General features: G+C 66.9%; 16 protein-coding genes and 1 pseudogene. 8 read left to right on the top strand and 9 right to left on the bottom strand.

All coding sequences use genetic code 11. The features are described from left to right. Window positions 1-43: 43 nt before the first annotated feature. From PTT45_RS00995 to PTT45_RS00985, 3 genes are all read right to left on the bottom strand, one after another. A complete protein-coding gene (locus PTT45_RS00995; protein WP_273811016.1) occupies window positions 44-1,408 on the bottom strand; it encodes a glutamine synthetase family protein in 1,365 nt (454 codons plus the stop codon). Between the two features lie 332 nt (window positions 1,409-1,740). Then, window positions 1,741-2,703 (bottom strand): hypothetical protein, encoded by a 963-nt coding sequence (locus PTT45_RS00990; RefSeq protein ID WP_273811015.1) that lies wholly within the window; start codon window positions 2,701-2,703, stop codon window positions 1,741-1,743. 213 nt (window positions 2,704-2,916) lie between these two features. Beyond that, complete coding sequence (locus PTT45_RS00985; RefSeq protein WP_273811013.1) at window positions 2,917-3,333, bottom strand: HPF/RaiA family ribosome-associated protein; 417 nt, start codon at window positions 3,331-3,333, stop codon at window positions 2,917-2,919. A gap of 377 nt (window positions 3,334-3,710) precedes the next feature. On the opposite strand from PTT45_RS00985, the gene PTT45_RS00980 reads away from it, so the two are divergent. After that, window positions 3,711-4,943 (top strand): NADH:flavin oxidoreductase/NADH oxidase family protein, encoded by a 1,233-nt coding sequence (locus PTT45_RS00980; RefSeq protein WP_273811012.1) that lies wholly within the window; start codon window positions 3,711-3,713, stop codon window positions 4,941-4,943. Between the two features lie 71 nt (window positions 4,944-5,014). Further along, window positions 5,015-5,317: an I78 family peptidase inhibitor gene (locus PTT45_RS00975; protein ID WP_273811011.1), complete on the top strand. Its 303-nt coding sequence runs from the start codon at window positions 5,015-5,017 to the stop codon at window positions 5,315-5,317. Between the two features lie 11 nt (window positions 5,318-5,328). On the opposite strand, the gene PTT45_RS00970 is transcribed toward PTT45_RS00975, so the two are convergent. Continuing rightward, window positions 5,329-5,694, bottom strand: coding sequence for a putative quinol monooxygenase (locus tag PTT45_RS00970; RefSeq protein ID WP_273811010.1), 366 nt, complete (start codon window positions 5,692-5,694; stop codon window positions 5,329-5,331). A gap of 261 nt (window positions 5,695-5,955) precedes the next feature. On the opposite strand from PTT45_RS00970, the gene PTT45_RS00965 reads away from it, so the two are divergent. Then, on the top strand, window positions 5,956-6,873 hold the full coding sequence (locus PTT45_RS00965; RefSeq protein ID WP_273811008.1) for an AraC family transcriptional regulator: 918 nt from the start codon (window positions 5,956-5,958) through the stop codon (window positions 6,871-6,873). Here the strand turns inward: PTT45_RS00965 and PTT45_RS00960 are convergent, their stop codons facing one another. Continuing rightward, window positions 6,874-7,758: a pseudouridine synthase gene (locus PTT45_RS00960; RefSeq protein WP_273811006.1), complete on the bottom strand. Its 885-nt coding sequence runs from the start codon at window positions 7,756-7,758 to the stop codon at window positions 6,874-6,876. It abuts the gene before it with no gap. A gap of 168 nt (window positions 7,759-7,926) precedes the next feature. Between PTT45_RS00960 and PTT45_RS00955 the strand changes: the two genes are divergently transcribed. Further along, window positions 7,927-8,622, top strand: coding sequence for an aspartate/glutamate racemase family protein (locus tag PTT45_RS00955; protein ID WP_273811005.1), 696 nt, complete (start codon window positions 7,927-7,929; stop codon window positions 8,620-8,622). Here PTT45_RS00955 and PTT45_RS00950 read toward each other — a convergent pair. Then, window positions 8,619-10,202 (bottom strand): sensor domain-containing diguanylate cyclase, encoded by a 1,584-nt coding sequence (locus tag PTT45_RS00950; RefSeq protein WP_273811003.1) that lies wholly within the window; start codon window positions 10,200-10,202, stop codon window positions 8,619-8,621. The genes PTT45_RS00955 and PTT45_RS00950 overlap by 4 nt on opposite strands. 59 nt (window positions 10,203-10,261) lie before the next feature. Further along, entirely contained in the window at window positions 10,262-11,602 is a 1,341-nt protein-coding gene (gene chrA, locus PTT45_RS00945; protein WP_273811002.1) for a chromate efflux transporter, read from the bottom strand. Between the two features lie 138 nt (window positions 11,603-11,740). Here chrA and PTT45_RS00940 point away from each other — a divergent pair, with 138 nt between their 5' ends. Beyond that, window positions 11,741-12,997 carry an NAD(P)/FAD-dependent oxidoreductase gene (locus PTT45_RS00940; RefSeq protein WP_273811001.1) on the top strand — a complete coding sequence of 419 codons (1,257 nt, stop codon included), beginning with the start codon at window positions 11,741-11,743 and terminating at the stop codon, window positions 12,995-12,997. A gap of 88 nt (window positions 12,998-13,085) precedes the next feature. On the opposite strand, the gene PTT45_RS00935 is transcribed toward PTT45_RS00940, so the two are convergent. Next, window positions 13,086-13,250: a rubredoxin gene (locus PTT45_RS00935; protein ID WP_273811000.1), complete on the bottom strand. Its 165-nt coding sequence runs from the start codon at window positions 13,248-13,250 to the stop codon at window positions 13,086-13,088. A 258-nt stretch (window positions 13,251-13,508) separates the two neighbouring features. On the opposite strand from PTT45_RS00935, the gene PTT45_RS00930 reads away from it, so the two are divergent. Beyond that, on the top strand, window positions 13,509-13,703 hold the full coding sequence (locus PTT45_RS00930; protein WP_273810999.1) for a hypothetical protein: 195 nt from the start codon (window positions 13,509-13,511) through the stop codon (window positions 13,701-13,703). A gap of 9 nt (window positions 13,704-13,712) precedes the next feature. Here the strand turns inward: PTT45_RS00930 and PTT45_RS00925 are convergent, their stop codons facing one another. Further along, window positions 13,713-15,209, bottom strand: coding sequence for a helicase HerA-like domain-containing protein (locus PTT45_RS00925; RefSeq protein ID WP_273810998.1), 1,497 nt, complete (start codon window positions 15,207-15,209; stop codon window positions 13,713-13,715). Between the two features lie 127 nt (window positions 15,210-15,336). Between PTT45_RS00925 and PTT45_RS22275 the strand changes: the two are divergent. Together PTT45_RS22275 and PTT45_RS22270 are read left to right on the top strand one after the other, a co-directional pair. Beyond that, window positions 15,337-16,305, top strand: a pseudogene (locus PTT45_RS22275) (cache domain-containing protein); the annotation flags it as partial. 141 nt (window positions 16,306-16,446) lie between these two features. Further along, a partial coding sequence (locus tag PTT45_RS22270) for a methyl-accepting chemotaxis protein (RefSeq protein ID WP_443218137.1) occupies window positions 16,447-17,033 on the top strand: 587 nt, incomplete at its 3' end.

The following is a 17,033-nucleotide window of genomic DNA, read 5'->3' as shown; positions in this document are numbered from 1 at the left end:
CTCTGTGGCCGCCGCACTGGGCGGCGACGGTTCTTGTTCTGTGTCAGGCGTTACTCAGGTACCAGCGCCAGTCCTGCTCGCCCACCTCGCCCATGAACTGGCGGTACTCGGCGCGTTTCACCGCCAGGTACACGCGCAGGAACTCCGGCCCGAAGGCATCGCGGGCCCAGGCGGAGTGCTCCAGGGCGTGCAAAGACGCCGACCATTCGGTGGGCAGGAACTGTTTGGCCTGGGCATAGCCGTTGCCCTGCACCGGCTCGCCCGGGTCCAGCTGCTCGCGGATACCGCGGTGGATGCCGGAGAGAATCGCCGCGGCGGCCAGGTAGGGGTTGGCGTCGGCGCCGCAGATACGGTGCTCGACATGCCGGGTATGCGCCGGGCCACCCGGCACGCGCAGACTGACGGTACGGTTATCCACACCCCAGGTGGGTGCCAATGGCGCGTAGCTGTTGGCCTGGAAGCGCCGGTAGGAGTTGGCGTTGGGGCAGAACAGCAGCAGCGAGTCCAGCAGGCTGGCAAGCATGCCGCCGACCGCCTGGCGCAGCAGCGGGCTGCCCTCCTTGTCTTCACTGGCGAACAGGTTGTCGCCGCGTGCGTCCGCCAGGCTGACATGCATATGCATGCCCGTTCCCGCCAGATGGTCGAACGGCTTGGCCATGAAGCAGGCCTGCATGCCGTGCCTGTGTGCCACGCCCTTGACCAGGCGCTTGTAGCGCACGGCCTGGTCCATGGCTTCGAGTGCATCGCCGTGCTCGAGGGTGATCTCCACCTGGCCTGGCGCGTATTCGGAAATCGCCGTGCGCGCCGGAATGCCCTGGGCCTTGCAGGCGGCGTAGAGGTCGGCGAGGAACGGCTCGATCTGCTCCAGCTCGCGCAGGCCATAGACCTGGGTGCTGCGCGGGCGGCCACCGTCGGCATCCAGCGCCGGTTGGGGGCGGCCCTGGGCATCGCGTTTCTGGTCGAGCAGGTAGAACTCCAGCTCGCAGGCCATCACCGGGTGGTAGCCGTCGGCCTTGAGTGCATCGATCACCTGCACCAGCAAGTGGCGCGGGTCGGCCACGGCAGCCGGCAGACCCTCGCTGGGATGCATGGAAACCTGCACGGCGGCGGTGGGAATCTGCCGCCAGCTCAGGCGCTGCAGGCTGCCGGGCAGCGGGTAGGCGCGGCAGTCGATATCGCCCACCTCCCAGACCAGGCCGGTGTTCTCGACATCCTCACCGTGCAGGGTCAGTCCGAGCATGGTGCTGGGCAGCGGCCGGCCGCTCTGGTACAGCGCCAGCAGCTCCTCGCGGTGCAGCAGCTTGCCGCGCGGCACGCCGTTGGCGTCCAGCACGAACAGCTCGATCAGCTCGATGTCGGGGTTGGCGGCGAGGAAGGCAGTAGCTTCCTCGACGGGGGCAAATCGCATGGGGCCTCGCTTTGCGCCAGGTGGCGCGCTGTCTGAAGGGCGGCAGACAAGAAGTCGACAGGCGAGCCGCGTGCTTGGCGCGGTCGCGTTATCAGGCGGCGAGGCGAGCGTCCGGTGGGCGGGCGTGACGGCAGTGCCACAGGGCCCAGAAGGCCAGCACCGGATTGAGCGAGGGCAGCGCACCGATGCCGAACCGCGCCCGGAAGGGGCGGCGTGCGGAGGCGGTCATGGGCGTGCAGGGATTCATGGCTTGGCAGACTCGCACGCAGGCTAAGCGCGGTTAAATCGGATTCTTTGCACGCTCAGTTCAGGCACAGCTAAACAATCACCGATCATGGCTGGTAGCGGAATGGCCGCCCCAGACCCTCCTCGACCTGCCCGGACAGGCACCAGACACCCGCCAGAACGCCACGATCCGGGCTGCTCAGCAGCGCCTTGAACTCCTGATCGAGCGCCACATCCAGGCTGCTGCGCAGCTGCGCCTCGCGCTCCGGCCGGTCGTTCTCGCGGGTGATCAGGGTGAACAGCGTGACACCCAGCGACAGGCCGGCACCGGCCACCCGCCCGAGCATGGCCGACACCGCACTAGCGGCGCCGCTGGTGGTCATCTCGTCGACCAGGCGTTCGCTGGTGCGCTGGGCTACCAGCGAGATGCCGGGGTCGGTCGACCAGTCGCCGCCGGGCGCGGCGCCGACCCGATCGAGCAGCGCGGCGTAGGCCGGCAGGCGCTCCAGCGGGTCGGTGTGGATCAGTTGGTAGAGGTTGGCGCGCGGTTCGCCGGCGAGCACCGGCAACGCGGCCAGGCGCTGGTCGAACTGTTCCTGCGGCACGCCGTGGCGCGCCGGGATGGGCTGCAGGCGCATGTCGAGCTGACGCACGTAGATGCGCGTGGCTGCGCGCAGGATGCGCTCGGGCGAGATCTCCTCGGCCACCGGTTCGAGCACCTGGTCCTGGTACTCCTCCTGCAGGTAGGCGGCCAGGCGGCGCACGGTGGGGTCGTCCTCATCGGCGCCGAGCTTGTACCAGGACACCTTGAGGCTCAGCCACTGCTGGGTCCAGTAGCCGGAGAACCAGGGGATGAACTCCTCGTCGGTCTGCCGCTGCACCAGCGCCAGCCAGCGCTGCATCGACTGCAACGCGTGCTCGCGAGCCTGGTCCTCGGCGCTGCGCGAGGCGCTAGCGATGTCCTGGTCGACCTGGCGCCAGGTGCTCTCGGAAACCTGCACGGGCGGGCCGCCGGCACAGCCAAGCAGCAGCGCCGCGACGAACGATAGGCACAGCTGCCGGCCAGCCATGAGTTCCGCCTGCCCGCCATAGCGGCGAGCCACAGCTCCCTCCCGCAGGACCACGAAGCAGCCTTCGCAACCCACACGGCCCCCGCTCCAACGAAGCGTCCAGCACGCCCGACCCTGGTCGGTTTCAGTATAGGAGCCGGGCTTCTTGCCAGGCGCAGAAACGACAACCGCCCGGAACGGGCGGTTGTTGATAGCTATGAAGGGAGACGTCGATCAGTCGCGCTCCAGCTCCTCCTGCTTGGCCAAGAACTCCTCTTCCAGCAGGGCATCGGTGAGCACCGCATCGCCGTCTGCAACGTAGCGGCCGGTGGAGGAGATGGTTTTACTTTCCAGACGCCCGGTCATGTGCTCCAGGGCGTGACGCATCTTCTCGGCGGCGCCGTCGATGGCTTGCTCCATGGCCTCGGCCTTGTGTGTCACGGAGATGGGCTGATGGCCCTTGGGCCGAGCCTCGATGAGGCAGCGTTTGTCGTCGCTGCCGGACTTGTGCGCGTTCTCGTCGCTGATATGAACCACCACCCGGGTCAGCAGCTCGTCGAAGTGTTCGAGTCTGTCCGTCACTTCCGCGCTAACCCATTCCTGAAGCCGAGCACTACCTTCGATTTGATTGGTGCGAACTTGAACTTGCATGGGGCTTCCTCGTATTGCTGGGGTGTCTCCGAGGTGCTGCGGCTGCGGGGCTCAGGCGGGTGAAGCGTCTCCTCTGGTGTGCCTGCGAAGCGTGGCGTACCGACTTCGGCGCGCCATTCCCCCTGCTGGACCACACAACTACGGATGGGTCGGCGGTCTCTGCCGCGACCCGATGAATCTCTGACTCCAGTCTTACTACAGCCATCGCCGGCGGGCAAATCCAAGATGTCGCACCTCGCGGTGCGAATGTTTCCCCAGATTACCCAGCGCCGTACGACACCCCTTCGCGGGGTGTACAGAAAATATCCACAAGGCTATTGACCTTAAAGTTGACTTCAAGCTTAGGATTCCTCCATCGCCCATCGGAGAACCGCTTCATGTCGCCCTTCCAGCCCCTGCAACTGCCCAACGGCGCCAGCATTCCCAACCGCATCGCCAAGGCCGCCATGGAAGAGAACATGGCCGACTGCCAACAGGCGCCCTCGGCCGACCTGCTGCGCCTGTACCGCGCCTGGGCCGAAGGTGGCTCCGGCCTGCTGCTGACCGGCAACGTGATGATCGACGGCCGCGCCATGACCGGCCCCGGCGGCGTGGTGCTGGAAGATGACAGCCAGCTGGACAAGTTCCGCGAGTGGGCCCGCGTCGGCCGTGCCCAGGGTGCGCAGTTCTGGATGCAGCTCAACCACCCCGGCCGGCAGATGCAGGCCAACCTCGGCCAGCAGACCGTGGCGCCCTCTGCCGTCGCCATCGAGCTGGGCAGCTTCTCCAAGCTGTTCCCACTGCCAAAGGCGCTGGACGAGGGCGAGATCGCCGAGCTGATCCAGCGCTTCGTGCGCTCCGCCGAGCTGGCCGAGCTGGCCGGCTTCACCGGCGTGCAGATTCACGCGGCCCACGGTTACCTGCTCAGCCAGTTCCTCTCGCCCATCACCAACCGCCGCACCGACAGCTGGGGCGGCTCGCTGGAGAACCGCGCACGCTTGCTGCTGGAGGTGGTCAAGGCGGTACGTGCCAAGGTCTCGCCGAGCTTCTGCGTGTCGGTCAAGCTCAACTCGGCAGACTTCCAGCGCGGCGGTTTCGACGCCGCCGACGCCAAGCGCGTGGTGGAGATGCTCGGCGAGCTGGATGTCGACCTGGTCGAGCTGTCCGGCGGCAGCTACGAGGCGCCGGCCATGCAGGGCGATGCCCGTGACGGCCGCACCCTGGCCCGCGAGGCCTACTTCCTCGAGTTCGCCGACGAGATCGCCGCGGTGGCACGCATGCCGCTGATGGTCACCGGTGGTATTCGCCGCCTGCCGGTAGTGGAAAAGGTACTGGACAGCCGCGTGGCCATGGCCGGTATTGCCACCGCCCTGGCCATCGACCCGGCCCTGCCCGCGCACTGGCGCCAGGATCGCGAGCGCAGCGCCGAGCTGCCGCCGATCCGCTGGAAGCGCAAGGCCCTGGCCTCGCTGGCCTACATGGCCACGGTGAAGTTCCAGCTCAAGCGCCTCGCCCAAGGTGCCCAGCCCAAGCCGCTGGTTTCGCCGCTGCGCGCGCTGATCGGCGAGCAGCTGCGCATCGCCCGGCGCACCCGCCAGTACAAGCGCTGGATGGCCGCGCGCAGCGCCTGAAGTGATCCGCGTGGTTGCCTGAACGGACGGAGGGTGGCACGGTGGGACATGTTTCAGAAAGGACGCAAGCCATGACCCGAATCCTGCCTCTCTCCACCCTGTTCGCCGCTGCCCTGCTGGCCGGCTGCGCCTCCAGCCCGGACGGCGAAGCCCCGGCCGCCAAGAGCGACGGCCGCTGCGACGCCGCTGCGGTGCAGAACCTGGTGGAGCAACGCATCACCACCGAACTGGCCGAAGAGGCCCGCGTGAAGTCCGGCGCCGAGCTGCTGCGCGTGACTCATCCGAATCAGCCGGTGACCATGGACTACAACCCGCGCCGACTGAACATCGACATCGATGACGCCGACAGCATCATCCGCCTGAGCTGCGGCTGACGCTTAGTTCTCTAGATGCGCGGCTCTACGCGCATCTGCATGCGGCGAATCAGGCCGCTCTCCACCAGGCGCGCGAGCAACTGCATGTGCGGTAGCTCGAGGTGCGCCTGCAGCTCCTGATCCGAGTCCCAATGGCCGCGCAGCTGCCATTCGTCGGCCGCGACACGTTGCAGCTCGCAGCGCCGGCAGGCCGGATCACGCCGCGCACAGCGCAACAGTTCTTCGAGCTGCACGCCGAGCACCTCGCCCGCGCCGACGCGGGCGTGGAAGCTGGCCAGGCTGACAATCGCTTGATTCATCTGCAGTACCCCGCGCAAAGGATCGATGAAACGCGCCGGGGCCGATGGGCCGACGGCGGCGATGGCATGGGAGTTCATGGCAAAGGCCTCATGTGACGGCGCTCGCCAATGGCGCCTGGACGCTGCAGAGATTGCGCGCACGAGGGGAAGCGCCGTTAGCCGGAAACTGTCGAGAACTTGCACGATCCTGCATGACGCATGAATGGCCTGGCCCAGGCCAAACCCGCGACGCAGATCGCCTTGCCCGATCCTCTGGCGTTCTTGCCTGATCCTGCCGACCGGCAGCCAACCCCCGGCGAATGGGGAGTATTCTGGCGGCTCACCGAGGAGAGCCCCGCCATGTCGAACGCCGCAAGCCCCCTAGAGAACCAGGAAGGACAACGTCGCGAGCTGGCCCAGCTGATTGCCCATTTCTGCCCGGAAGAAGGCATCGCGGAAACCTCGGTGCCGGGCCTTGCGCTGTTCCGCTCCTCCGCGCCGCTGCCCATCACCCACGGCCTGTGCCGCCCGGCGCTGTGCATCATGGCCCAGGGGCAGAAGGTGGTGCGCCTGGAGGGCGAGGTGTATGCCTACGATCCGCTGCATTACCTGGTAGCCATGGTGACCCTGCCGATCACCGGCGAGGTGACCCTGGCCTCGCCGGACGAGCCTTACCTGAGCCTGCGCCTGGACATCGACCCCAACGAGATCGGCAACCTGCTGGCCGCCGCTGGCCCGGTCGGCGTGCCCAGTGGCGGCAGTGGTCGCGGCCTGCATGTCGACCGTCTGGACGCGCCGCTGCTGGACGCCGTGCTACGCCTGGTGCGCTTGCTGGAAAGCCCGCGCGACATCGCCATGCTCGCCCCGCTGGTGCGCCGCGAGATCCTCTATCGCTTGCTGCACAGCCCCCAGGGCCAGCTGCTGCGCGACATCGCCACCGCCGACAGCCAGGCGCACCGGATCAACCTGGCCATCGAGTGGCTGAACAGCCATTACCACGAGCCCCTGCGCATCGACGAACTGGCGCGCCTGAGCAACCTCAGCACCTCGACCCTGCACCACCGCTTCAAGGCGGTGACCGCCATGAGCCCGCTGCAGTACCAGAAGCAGCTGCGCCTGCAGGAGGCGCGGCGGCTGATGCTGTGCGAGAACCTGGATGTGTCGAGCGCCGGCTACAAGGTCGGCTACGAGAGCCCCTCGCAATTCAGCCGCGAGTACAGCCGCCTGTTCGGTGAGCCGCCGGTACGCGACCTGGCGCGGCTGCGCAGCGCGGTCTGACTACCAGTCCAGCTCGAGCCGGCTGGCGAAGCTGCGCTCCTCGCCGCTCAACGGGTCGATGAACTGCAGGCTGTGGGCCAGCAGCTTGAGCGGGCGGCTGAAGTCGTCCACGCCCTTCTCGTCGGTGAGCTCGGGGTAGAAGGTGTCGTTGACGATCGGTGCGCCGAGGGCCGCCATGTGCACGCGCAGCTGGTGCTGCTTGCCGCTCACCGGGAACAGCCGATAGCGCCACAGCTCTTCGCGCCGCTCCAGCACTTCCAGCAGCGTCTCGCTGTTCGGTTCACCGTCCACCTCGCGCATGCGGAAGAACGGCTCGCCCTTCTCCAGCCGGCTGTGCCGACGCAGCGGGAAGTCGTACTGCGGCAAGGCCGGGGCAATGGCCTGGTAGCGCTTGTCGATGCGTTTCTCGCGGAACAGTGCCTGGTAGGCGCCACGGCTGGCAGGCTCGGCGGAGAACAGCACCAGCCCGGCGGTATGCCGGTCGATGCGGTGCAGCGGCGCCAGGTGCGGGTTGCCGGTCTCGCGCACCAGGCGGGTGAGCAGGGTCTCCTCGGCGTAGTCGCCAGCCGGCATCACCGGCAGGAAGTGCGGCTTGTCCACCACCAGCAGATGGTGGTCCAGGTGCAACACCTGGGCCTGGAAGGGGATCTTGCGCTCGTTCTCGATCTCGCGGAAATACTGCACGCGCAGCGCCTCGCGATACGGCGCGTCGGGCCCTAGCGGGCGATCCTGCTCGTCCAGCACCAGGCCGCGGGCCATGCGCGCCAGCCAGGTGTCGCGGGAAATCTGCGGGAAGCGCGCGCACAGGCAGTCGAGCACCGTCGCCCAGGAGCCCGGCGGCAGGTGCAGGTAGCTAGGGCGAACGTGCAAGGATGGCGAAGTCATAGGACGGACATGGCGGCAAGGCCGTGCATTATTCCTGAGACCAGCGAAAAACGCCGCCCCACTCGTCCAGCGCGTGCCATCTGTAAGGGCCGATTCGCCGCGCACTGTAGCTGCAGAAGCGCCGCGAGCCGGCGCACCATGGCACGAAGAGCAAGCAGGAGCATACGCATGAAGACCATTGGCCTGATCGGGGGCATGAGCTGGGAGTCCACCCTGCCCTACTACCGCCACATCAACGAGGCGATCAGGGCGCGCCTGGGCGGCCTGCACTCGGCACGCCTGGTGCTGTACAGCGTGGACTTCCACGAGATCGAGCAGCTGCAGCGCAGCGGTGACTGGCAGCGCGCCGGCGAGCTGCTCGGCGAGGCGGCCGTGGCCCTGCAACGCGCGGGCGCGGAGTTCCTGGTGCTGTGTACCAACACCATGCACAAGGTGGCTGCGGCCATCGAGGCCGCCACCGATCTGCCGCTGCTGCACATCGCCGACCCGACCGCCGCGGCCATCCGCAGCGCCGGGCTGCAGCGGGTGGGCCTGCTCGGCACAAGGTTCACCATGGAGCAGCCGTTCTATCGCGAGCGCCTGGAGCAGCGGCATGGCATCGAGGTACTGGTGCCGGACGACGCCGACCGTGATCTGGTGCACCGGGTGATCTACGAGGAGCTGTGCCTGGGTGTGATTCGCGAGGAATCGCGCCTGGCCTATCGCGCGCTGATCGAGCGACTGATCGCCCGCGGCGCGGAAGCGGTGATCCTCGGCTGCACCGAGATCGGCCTGCTGGTAGGGGCGGAGGACGCCAGCGTACCGCTGTTCGACACCACCCTGCTGCACGCCAGGGCGGCGGCAGACCAGGCGCTGGCGGGCTAGCCGATCAGCTCGTCGACCTTGCCGTCGTACAGCACCACCCGATCGCGGCCCGAGGCCTTGGCGGCATACAGCGCCTTGTCCGCCCCCTGCACCAGGCTCTCGATGCCGCTGGCCAGGGTCGGTTGCGGCAGGCAGACATTGACCCCGGCACTCAGGCTCAGGCGGCGCCCTGGCGAGCCGGCATGCGGCAACGCCAGGTCCTCCAGGGCCATGCGGATCTGCTCGGCCACCAGCAGGGCGCCCTGGGCATCGGTCTCCGGCAGCAGCAGGCAGAACTCCTCACCGCCGTAGCGTGCGGCCAGATCGGCCGGGCGCTTCTGCCCGCCGCGAATCAGATCGGCCACGGTGCGCAGGCATTCGTCCCCCGCGGAGTGGCCGTAGATGTCGTTGTACTGCTTGAAGTAGTCGACATCGAACATCACCAGCGCCAGCGGCTTCCGGCTGCGCGCGGCGCGGCTGTGTTCGTCCTGCAGCGCGTGCATGAAGCGGCGGCGGTTGGCCAGGCGCGTCAGCTCGTCTTCCAGGGCCTGTTGCTCCAGGCGCTTGTTGAACGAACGCAGGGCGTCGCGGGTAGCGACCAGCTCCACCTCGATGCGCTGGCCCTCCTTGATCAGGCGCAGCAGGTAGAAACCGAACAGCGCCAGCAGCAGCGCCAGCAGGCTGACCACGAACAGCTGGCGGTGGGTGTCGGCGCGCCAGTCGGCAAGAATGTCTTCCTCGGCCAGGGCGGTGATCACCACCAGCGGGTAACCCTGGATCTGCCGGTAGCTGAACAGCCGCTCGACCCCGTCGATCACCGACGGCAGCAGCGCCGTGCCGGTCGGGCTGTGTGGCAGCAAGTGGGTGAATATCTTGCCGCGCGCGATGCTCGAGCCGATCAGGTCCTCGCGGAACGGACTGCGCACCAGCAGGGTCCCATCGTTGAGTGCCAGGTTTATGGCGCCGTGCTCGCGCACATCGAAGGTCGCGTAGAACTGGCGGAAGTAGTCGATGGACACGGTCGCCAGTGCCACGCCGGCGAAGTTGCCCTGGGCATCCTCCAGGCGCCGCGACAGCGGAATGATCCATTCGCCGGTGGTACGGCTGCGCACCGGTAGGCCGACGTGGGCGTCATGGTCGTCCGGGTGCTGGCGGTGGAAGACGAAGTACTCGCGGTCGGAGTTGTTGGCCCCGGGCGGGACCTCGCCGAACGAGTTGACCACCCAGTTGCCGTTGCGGTCGTAGGCGAACAGGCCGTGCAGCTCGGCCTGCTCGTAGACATGCTGGCGCATCAGCCCCTGCAGGCGCTGCAACTGCTGCGGGCTCATGCCGTCCACCTGCAGCCGCTCGACCAGGTCGAGCAACACGGTATCGGCCTTCTTCAGGGAGTCGGAAGCCTGGCGGGCCAGGGCGGAAGCGAGGTTGGAGGTCTCGATCTCGGCCTCGCGCAGCTGTACCTCGCGGGCCTTCAAGATCAGCCAGCCATCGGTCGCCACCAGCGATACACACACCAGCACGACGAAAATTCGCGCCAGCGGCACTATCGCCGGGCGTCGTAGCCAGCGTCGAAAGCTGCTCCCTGCCTCAGTACTCGTACTCATCTAGTGACGCTGCTCACCCCCGGCTGATCTGCTTCAAATATAGAAAAGCCTGGCGCCGGTCAATAAAACGCGCGTACCAGATGCACCACCAGGCCAACTGTGGCACACAACAGCAGCACCTGAACCACGCCCCGACGCAGCACGAACAGCCCTATCGCCGCGGCCACTGCGATCAGCGCCGAGGGCCAGTCGAAGGCGCCGGCAAAACCCTGCGGCCAGAGCACGTGATAGGCGAAGAACAGCGCCAGGTTGAGGATCACGCCCACCACCGCGGCGGTGATGGAGGTCAGCGGCGCGGTGAACTTCAGCTCGCCCCGCGTCGCCTCCACCAGCGGCCCGCCGACGAGAATGAACAGGAACGACGGCAGGAAGGTGAACCAGGTGACCAGGCAGGCAGCCAGCGCACCACTCGCGAAGGCCGAGTCGGCACCGAACACCGGCTGGGCATAGGCACCGACGAAGGCAACGAAGGCCACCACCATGATCAGCGGGCCCGGAGTGGTCTCGCCCAGGGCCAGGCCATCGATCATCTGGCTCGGCGTCAGCCAGCCATAGTGCGCCACCGCGCCCTGGTAGACATAAGGCAGCACCGCGTAGGCACCGCCGAAGGTGAGCAGCGCGGCCTTGGTGAAGAACCAGCTCATCTGGGTCAGGCTGCCCTGCCAACCGAAGGCCAGGGTCAGCAGGCCCATCGGCAACAGCCAGAGGCCGGCACCGGCCAGCAGCAGGAGCAGCAGGCGCGGCAGCCGGAAACGCGCGTGGGCCGGCGGGGGCGTGTCATCGTCGATCAGCGCCGGGCCGTAGGAAACCTGCGCAGGGCCGTGCCCGCCACCGGGAGCGAAGTGCTGCGGCGCCAGGCGCCCGCCCAGGTAACCGACGCTGGCGGCCGCCAGGACGATCAACGGGAACGGCACGTTGAGGGCGAAGATCGCCACGAAAGCCGCCGCCGCGATGCCCCACAACCAGCGGTTCTTCAGCGCCCGCGAGCCGATGCGATGGGCCGCCTGCACGACTATCGCGGTCACCGCCGGCTTGATCCCGTAGAAGATGCCGGCCACCAGCGGCACGTCGCCGAAGGCGATGTACAGCCAGGACAACAGGATCAGCAGCAGCAACGACGGCAGCACGAACAGGGCCCCGGCCACCACCCCACCCCAGGTGCGATGCAGCAGCCAGCCGATATAGGTCGCCAGCTGCTGGGCCTCGGGGCCGGGCAGCAACATGCAGTAGTTGAGGGCATGCAGGAAGCGCCGTTCGGAAATCCAGCGGCGCCGCTCCACCAGCTCCTGGTGCATCAGGGCGATCTGCCCGGCCGGCCCGCCGAAACTGATGAAGCCCAGCTTGAGCCAGAATGGCAGCGCCTGGCGCCAGCCCAGTGGTTGCGGTCTCTCGGCCTGCATCGATGCTCTCCCCCATCACGGCCGACCATGCTGCCACAGGCATTGCGACAACGGCATGGCGATTGGCATCTTCGGTCGGGACTTACACGGCGGGGATGCATACACTAGCGGCCCGCCCCACTTGAGCCCGAGGTCCCCATGACAGACGCCGCTTCCTCCATCGCCATCATCATCGGTGCCGGCCATGCCGGTGGCGAACTGGCTGTCGCCCTGCGCAACGAGGGTTGGGAGGGGCGCATTTTGCTGCTCGGCGAGGAGGCTCACCTGCCCTACCACCGCCCACCGCTGTCCAAGGCCTACCTGGCCGGCAGCGTGGAGAAGAGCAGCCTGTCGATCCGCCCACAGGCCGCCTACGACAAGGCCAACGTGGAGTTCTTCGGTGGTGTCCAGGTGGTGCGCATCGACCGCGCCAACAAGCGCCTGGAATTGGCCGACGGCAAGCAGCTGGCCTACGACAAGCTGGCCATCGCCACCGGCGGCCGCCCGCGTCCGCTGGCCGTACCCAACGCGAGCGCGGCCGAGCGCTGCGCCAACTTCCACTACCTGCGCACCCTCGACGATGTGGAGCTGATCCGCGCGCAGATGGCCGCCGGCAAGCGCCTGGCCATAGTCGGCGGTGGCTACATCGGCCTGGAGGTGGCTGCTGCGGCCGTCGCCCAGGGCCTGCAGGTCACCGTGCTCGAGGCGCTGCCGCGCGTGCTGCAACGCGTCACCGCCGCCGAGCTGTCGGCCTACTACGAGCGCAAGCACCGCGAGGCCGGGGTGGATATCCGCACCGGTGTGCAGGTGGCCGACCTGGAGGTCAGCGGCGAGACCGTGAGCGCCGTACTTTACGCCGACGGCAGCCGCCTGGAGACCGACCTGGTGGTGGTCGGCATCGGCCTGATCGCCAACACAGAGCTGGCCGCCGAGGCTGGCCTGCAGGTGGACAACGGCATCCTGGTCGACGAAAACGCCCGCACCAGTGACCCGGACATCTTTGCCGCCGGCGACTGCACCAACCACCCCAACACCCTGCTCGGCCGCCGCCTGCGCCTGGAGTCGGTGCCCAACGCCCTGGAACAGTCGCGCGTGGCTGCCGCCGGCATGGCCGGCAAGACCAAAGCCTACGCCTCGGTGCCCTGGTTCTGGTCCGACCAGTACGAGCTGAAACTGAAGATGGTCGGCCTCTCCGAAGGCTTCGAACGCCTGGTACTGCGCGGCGACCCGCTGAGCGACAGCTTCAGCGCCTTCTACCTCAAGGACGGCAAGGTCCTGGCCGCCGACACGGTGAACCGCCCGCAGGACTTCATCGCCGCCAAGCGTCTGGTCGCCGAGGGCATCGCCATCACCGCGGAGCAGTTGGCCGACGACAGCAAGCCGCTCAAGGAGCTGCTGCCGGCAGCCGGAGCCTGAGTTCGACCGGGCCACGATCGAATCTCTGAGCGCTACACATTTTCCTCTGTTTAGCGCTCCCAGTTCCTCCACCGCAGTCGCAGGCGAATCAGATCTCGATCATCTCGAAATCGGCCTTGGCAGCCCCGCAGTCGGGGCACAGCCAGTCCGCCGGTACATCCTCCCAGCACGTACCCGGCGCAATGCCCTCCTCAGGCCAGCCCAATGTCTCGTCATAGATGAAGCCGCAGATGACGCATTGCCACTTCTTCATGTCTACCTCCTGCCGCGAGCAGCACAGAAAGTTGTAGCGGCGCATCCTGCCAAGTTACTCCCAGGACAACTTGGCAACTCGGTCAATCTTTCTGAACTCGGCGAGCTACGGGGCTTCCAATAATCGCAGCCAGTACTTTCGAGCGATGAAAATGAAAGAACCGAACGCTATAATCGCGTCACTGCTACGAGACAAACTCAGCAGTGGATCCGAGACCGGAGGCCGCCTTCCGCGGTCACTCACTCATCTGGTGAACATGTGACGAAAGACGAACTGCGCGCCGAACTGGAGCGTCAGGCGCAACGTTACAAGGATGTATATGGCGGCGAGGTAGTCACCTACGCGGCCCAGCCCGACCCCGAGCGCAAACCCTGGCGCAAGAAACAAAGCCTGCTGGATCAGGCGTTCCAGCAGGAACTGCAGAAGATCGAACAGGCCCGCGAGGCGGAGTGATACGGCGCCTCAGCGCCGCTTGCCACCGCCCAGCAACGACCCCATCAGCCCTCGCACCAGTTGCCGACCTATCTGGTTGGCGGCCTGGCGCACGGCCGTCTTCATCACCTGGCTGGCCAGGCTGCCGAGCAGCTCGCCGGCCATGCCACCCAACCCGCCCTGCTCCGGTGCGGGCGCCGCCGTTCCCTTGCCGGCAGGGGCCTCCTCCGGCGCCCGGGCATTGCGCGCCATGAGCATTTCATAGGCGGACTCGCGATCCACCGGCTTGTCATAACGCCCGGCCTGGGGAGAACCACTCAGCAGCTGCGCACGTTCGGCCGCGGTGAGCGGCCCGATGCGCGACTGCGGCGGAGCAATGGCCACTCGCTGCACCATGGCAGGCGTGCCCTTTTCTTCCAGGGTGCCGACCAGCGCCTCGCCGATGCCCAGTTCGGTTAGCACGCTCAGGCTGTCGAACTCCGGATTGGGACGGAAGCCATCGGCCACCGCGCGCAGCGACTTCTGCTCTTTGGCGGTAAAGGCGCGCAGGCCATGCTGGATGCGTAGGCCGAGTTGGGCCAGCACATCGTCCGGCAGGTCACTGGGCGACTGGGTCACGAAGTACACGCCGACGCCTTTCGAGCGGATCAGCCGCACAACCTGCTCCAAACGCTCCTGCAGCGCCCTTGGTGTGTCGGCGAAGAGCAGGTGCGCCTCGTCGAAGAACAGCGCCAGCACCGGCTTGTCGGCATCGCCCCGCTCGGGCAGCTGTTCGAACAGCTCGGCCAGCAGCCAGAGCAGGAAAGTGGCGTAGACCTTGGGCGCCTCGTGGACCAGCCGGCTGGCATCGAGCAGGTGGATGCGGCCACGACCGTCACGTTCGAGCCGGAGAATGTCTTCCAGCTGCAGCGCTGGTTCGCCGAAGAGCGCCTCGGCGCCCTGCTGCTCAAGGGTCGCCAGACGCCGCAACAGGGCCTGGGCCGAGGCGCCGGCAAACAGCGCGCGATCCTCGCCGAGTAGCTCGGGGTGATCCTTGAGGTGGTTGAGCAAAGCCTTGAGGTCTTTCAGATCGAGCAGCAACAGGCCCTCGCGATCGGCCACCTGGAAGGCGGCGTAGAGCGCGGCCTGCTGGCTGTCGGTCAGCTCCAGCAGGTTGCCCAGCAGCAGCGGCCCCATTTCGCTGAGCGTGGTGCGCAGCGGATGACCAGTCTTGCCCGCGACATCCCAGAGGGTTACCGGGTAGGCCTGTGGCGTGTGATTCAGCCAGGGCATGCCGGCGATACGCTCGGCGATCTTGCCCTGGGGGTTGCCGGCAGCCCCCAGACCACAGAGATCGCCTTTGATGTCGGCGGCGAACACGGCCACGCCGGCATCGCTGAACAGCTCGGCCAGACGCTGCAGAGTCACCGTCTTGCCGGTGCCGGTTGCACCGGCAACCAGGCCGTGGCGATTGGTCAGGCGCAGGGCCTGGGCGACGGGCTGGCCCTGCGGGTCAGCACCAAGGACAAAAGTATCGGCTACAGGCATCTTGCCATCCCTCGGGCTAAAGCTTTACTGCAGATATGTCGCTATAGGTGATGTTACCGAAAGGCGCGCGAGTCCTCGCACAGCCACCTACAAGACTGCTGCCAGTCATTACCGGACGCAAGTGACCATGACCCAGAATCTCAAGTTCAGCCACAAGATCCTGCTTGCCGCCTCACTGGTGGTGATCGCAGCCTTCAGCCTGTTCAGCCTGTACAACGATTACCTGCAGCGCAACGCGATCAAGGTTGACCTGGAGGACGAGCTGCAGAGTCTCGGCGAGGTCACCGCCAGCAACATCCAGAACTGGTTGTCCGGTCGTATCCTACTGGTCGAGAACGTCGCCCAGAGCGTGCAGGACGACACCCCCGAGACCCTGGCGCGCACCTTGGAACGCAGGGCGCCGGCCTCTACCTTCGCCTTCACCTACCTCGGCGCGGCGGACGGCTCCTTCACCATGCGTCCCGAGGGCGAGATGCCCGAGGGCTACGATCCGCGTACCCGCCCCTGGTACAAGGACGCCATGACCGCCGGCGGCTCGACCCTGACCGAGCCCTACGTGGATGCCGCGACCGGCAAGCTGATCATCACCATCGCCACCCCCGCCGGCAGCAGCGGCGTGGTCGGCGGCGACCTGAGCCTGGATACCCTGGTGCAGATCATCAACTCGCTGGACTTCGGCGGCATGGGTTACGCCTTCCTGGTCAGCTCCGACGGCAAGATCCTGGTCCATCCGAACAAGGACCTGGTGATGAAGTCGCTCAAGGACATCTACCCGCAGAACACCCCGCAGATCAGCAGCCAGGTGTCCGAAGCCAACCTGGATGGCGTCGACCGCATCCTCACCTTCACCCAGGTAAAAGGGCTGCCATCGGTCAACTGGTACATCGGCCTGTCCATCGACAAGGACAAGGCCTATGCCACGCTCAGCGACTTCCGCACCTCGGCCATCATCGCCACGGTGATCGCCGTGGTCATCATCATGTTCCTGCTCGGCATGCTGATCCGCGTGCTGATGCAGCCGCTGCTGCTGATGGGCAAGGCCATGCGTGACATCGCCCAGGGCGAGGGCGACCTGACCAAGCGCCTTAGCGTGCAGAGCAATGACGAGTTCGGCGAGCTGGCCGGCTCCTTCAACCAGTTCGTCGAGCGTATCCACGGCTCGATTCGCGAGGTGTCCTCGGCCACCGGCCAGCTCAACGAAGTGGCCAAGCTGGTGGTCAGCGCCTCCAACTCGTCGATGGCCAACTCGGATGAGCAGGCCACCCGTACCAACAGCGTGGCCGCCGCGATCAACGAACTCGGCGCCGCCGCCCAGGAGATCGCGCGCAACGCCGCCGATGCCTCGCACCAGGCCTCCGATGCCCGCGAGCTGGCGGAAGAAGGCAGCCAGGTTCTGCAGAAGACCATCTCGGCGATGAACGAGCTGTCGGAGAAGATCAGTGCCTCCAGCTCCAACATCGAGGCGCTGAACAGCAAGACGGTCAACATCGGCCAGATCCTCGAGGTGATCAAGAGCATCTCCGAGCAGACCAACCTGCTGGCGCTCAACGCGGCCATCGAGGCGGCCCGCGCCGGCGAGGCCGGACGCGGCTTCGCCGTGGTGGCGGACGAGGTGCGCAACCTGGCCCACCGCACCCAGGAGTCGGCGCAGGAAATCCAGAAGATGATCGAGGAGCTGCAGGTGGATGCCCGCGAATCGGTCACTACCATGACCGAGAGCCAGCGCTACAGCGAACAGAGCGTGGAGATCGCCAACAAGGCCGGCGAGCGCCTGGGCAGCGTGACCCTGCGCATCGGCGAGATCGACGGCATGAACCAGTCGGT

Source organism: Pseudomonas sp. Gutcm_11s, assembly GCF_028649395.1.
Lineage (GTDB): Bacteria > Pseudomonadota > Gammaproteobacteria > Pseudomonadales > Pseudomonadaceae > Aquipseudomonas.
The sequence above is the reverse complement of the archived record's forward strand: the minus strand, read 5'-3'. Positions and strand labels throughout refer to the sequence as shown.

Coding starts and splice junctions, on each gene's coding strand:
- PTT45_RS00995 (WP_273811016.1), bottom strand. CDS start 1,408: ATGCGATTTGCCCCCGTCGAGGAAGCTACTGCCTTCCTCGCCGCCAAC.
- PTT45_RS00990 (WP_273811015.1), bottom strand. CDS start 2,703: ATGGCTGGCCGGCAGCTGTGCCTATCGTTCGTCGCGGCGCTGCTGCTT.
- PTT45_RS00985 (WP_273811013.1), bottom strand. CDS start 3,333: ATGCAAGTTCAAGTTCGCACCAATCAAATCGAAGGTAGTGCTCGGCTT.
- PTT45_RS00980 (WP_273811012.1), top strand. CDS start 3,711: ATGTCGCCCTTCCAGCCCCTGCAACTGCCCAACGGCGCCAGCATTCCC.
- PTT45_RS00975 (WP_273811011.1), top strand. CDS start 5,015: ATGACCCGAATCCTGCCTCTCTCCACCCTGTTCGCCGCTGCCCTGCTG.
- PTT45_RS00970 (WP_273811010.1), bottom strand. CDS start 5,694: ATGAACTCCCATGCCATCGCCGCCGTCGGCCCATCGGCCCCGGCGCGT.
- PTT45_RS00965 (WP_273811008.1), top strand. CDS start 5,956: ATGTCGAACGCCGCAAGCCCCCTAGAGAACCAGGAAGGACAACGTCGC.
- PTT45_RS00960 (WP_273811006.1), bottom strand. CDS start 7,758: ATGACTTCGCCATCCTTGCACGTTCGCCCTAGCTACCTGCACCTGCCG.
- PTT45_RS00955 (WP_273811005.1), top strand. CDS start 7,927: ATGAAGACCATTGGCCTGATCGGGGGCATGAGCTGGGAGTCCACCCTG.
- PTT45_RS00950 (WP_273811003.1), bottom strand. CDS start 10,202: ATGAGTACGAGTACTGAGGCAGGGAGCAGCTTTCGACGCTGGCTACGA.
- chrA (WP_273811002.1), bottom strand. CDS start 11,602: ATGCAGGCCGAGAGACCGCAACCACTGGGCTGGCGCCAGGCGCTGCCA.
- PTT45_RS00940 (WP_273811001.1), top strand. CDS start 11,741: ATGACAGACGCCGCTTCCTCCATCGCCATCATCATCGGTGCCGGCCAT.
- PTT45_RS00935 (WP_273811000.1), bottom strand. CDS start 13,250: ATGAAGAAGTGGCAATGCGTCATCTGCGGCTTCATCTATGACGAGACA.
- PTT45_RS00925 (WP_273810998.1), bottom strand. CDS start 15,209: ATGCCTGTAGCCGATACTTTTGTCCTTGGTGCTGACCCGCAGGGCCAG.